General features: G+C 40.5%; 4 protein-coding genes. All 4 read right to left on the bottom strand.

Features of this window, described 5'->3' with window-relative positions; translation table 11 throughout:
- The coding region (locus tag H8698_RS13180) for an RHS repeat-associated core domain-containing protein (RefSeq protein ID WP_249313898.1) at positions 1–330 on the bottom strand (330 nt) is incomplete at its 3' end.
- Positions 331–588: 258 nt separating this feature from the next.
- Positions 589–1,038: a hypothetical protein gene (locus H8698_RS13175; protein WP_249313897.1), complete on the bottom strand. Its 450-nt coding sequence runs from the start codon at positions 1,036–1,038 to the stop codon at positions 589–591.
- A gap of 74 nt (positions 1,039–1,112) precedes the next feature.
- On the bottom strand, positions 1,113–1,589 hold the full coding sequence (locus H8698_RS13170; RefSeq protein ID WP_249313896.1) for a hypothetical protein: 477 nt from the start codon (positions 1,587–1,589) through the stop codon (positions 1,113–1,115).
- A partial coding sequence (locus H8698_RS13165; RefSeq protein ID WP_249313895.1) for an RHS repeat-associated core domain-containing protein occupies positions 1,586–2,218 on the bottom strand: 633 nt, incomplete at its 5' end. The genes H8698_RS13170 and H8698_RS13165, both read right to left, overlap by 4 nt.

Raw genomic sequence — 2,218 nt, 5'->3', positions numbered from 1 at the left:
CCCCCACGGATCCACAAACTTCAATGGATTATTCTCACAATAAACATACCAGTTAGAGCCGCTCTTTGCCGGGTCCTCACTGATAAACCTGCCGAGCTTGGGGTCGTAATACCGGTTTCTTAAGTAGATAAACCCTGTTTCATTATCAATATACTCCCCGCAGTAGCGGTAAGGGTTATCCTGGGAACCAGAGTGCGACCACTGTTCGCCAAATGCAAAGTATCTATATCCGGCATCCTTTGTGCCGTTTGTATTCAGTGTATATGCTGTGTCGCCGTGAACGTCTTTCATCAAATACATAGGCGCCTCTGTGCCCAACTTTCTTGACACAATCCCGCCATTGCCAATGCAAAAAAATCCCTCTTTTGCTGTTAATTATACATATTTTACATATCATTGTCAACTTAACATTGAAAAAACTTGTTAAGTTTATAACCTAACTACAAATGTCCCCCGCTGAAATTCTGAGGAGCTAACGCTGTACAGGTTACAATCTGTCGCAAGCTTTGCTCCTTGCAAGCATAACAAAGCGTTGCTCCGATTTAAAAACAAAAAAGATAGGGTAGTCATCTGACCACCCTATCATCGCTAACTTACCCAATATGCAATCACTGTTCCGTCTGTCTGACTAATTGCTACATTGTCTGTATTCAATTCAACAAGCAAGTTTGGATTCTCCAATACCGGAGAAATAGAAACCAAATATGCATTGGCGTCTAACCTGGGGGATATACGATACTCCGTCGGTTTTGTGAAAAAATCATCGTAATTAAGATTTTTTGAAACGGCGATTGCAATATCAACGGCGGTTTCTTTGTCGATTGGACCATCCTTTACCTTGTGTTCTTTTAAAACCTTTTTAATATCTTTTTCCATTTTTTCATCAACAAAATCATCTGGTACCAAATGATCTTCCAGAACGACATCAAAAGTCCGCCAATAGTTGCCCGCATAACGTGGTTCTACGTATGGGGCTTTGTTTCCGCATGAAGTTAACAGCATACTGCATAACAAGATTAGACCTATTTTTTTGAACATATGATTCACCTTCCTTATATATATGGCTTCCATTCTAGATCTGCCTGACATGTAGAATCTTTCTTCCTGCACGTCTAACGCGGGTCATCAGTTACTTGATACGCAACTACCTCGCCGCTCATTTGATGAATTGCTATCATGTGTATTGAGGGGTCTTGCGTTCTATGGCGGTCTACTTCCTGAGAAATCAGAAGCCAAAATACGCCGTCATCTGAGTTGGGCGATATGCGGTATACGGTTCGTTTTTGAAAAAAATCCTCTCTGTAATGATGCTTCACAACTAAAATTGCAATATCAAGGGCAGTATCTTCGTCAATAGGGCCATCTTTTACCTTGTGTTTTTTTAAAACCTTTTTAATATCTTTTGCCATATCTTCATGAATAAAATCCTCCGGAACTAAATAGTCTTCAACACTTATATAAGCAGCTGACCCACATTGGCCAAGGTATTTGGGTTCTAAATCCGGCGGACGCTTCTCACATGATATAAAAAGTATGCAGCATAATAAAATTAGGCCTATTTTTTTTAACACAATATCTACTCCTCTCATCTATCAGGTTTCCATATTGCATCTGGATCACATGTAGAAGTTTCCTTCCTGCAATCGGGTGTTTCGTGTTTTTCCCATACGTTTCGATAGCGAGATAAACTTCTTAAATATGCCTTTCTTTCCTCTGATAGCCACGGATTTGGCATAGGCATATTGCTTACTAAAGGCCCAGGTGCACCGCCGGCAGAATACGTTCTTGCAATTACGTTACCCCAGCCCTTGTCGTCTGGCTGAAAATAAACCGCAATTATAAATTTATCGTTGTTATCTGCATAGTTTATATCATTGTCTGAAATATTTCCTCCCTGCGGATGACTGTGTATAGCGCCTACATATGTTACACCATCCCCATAAGGAATCATTGCTTCCGCTTCATCTAAATCGGTTTTATGCGGGCCGCCCACTATTGCCTCTGTATAAGAATAATAAACGCCTTTTTCATCATAGCCTTTATATATTGCAGATGCCTGTTCCATCATAATATATTCAGACGTTGGAAAATAGTTCCAACCCCAGTCGTTAGATAACTCTTGTAAAGTACGAAACTTTTCTCCAGCAACTAACCCGCTTGGATCCACAAACTTCAGCGGATTATTCTCACAATAAACGTACCAGTTAGAGCCGCTCTT

Source organism: Congzhengia minquanensis (assembly GCF_014384785.1).
Lineage (GTDB): Bacteria > Bacillota > Clostridia > UBA1381 > UBA9506 > Congzhengia > Congzhengia minquanensis.
The sequence above is the reverse complement of the archived record's forward strand: the minus strand, read 5'-3'. Positions and strand labels throughout refer to the sequence as shown.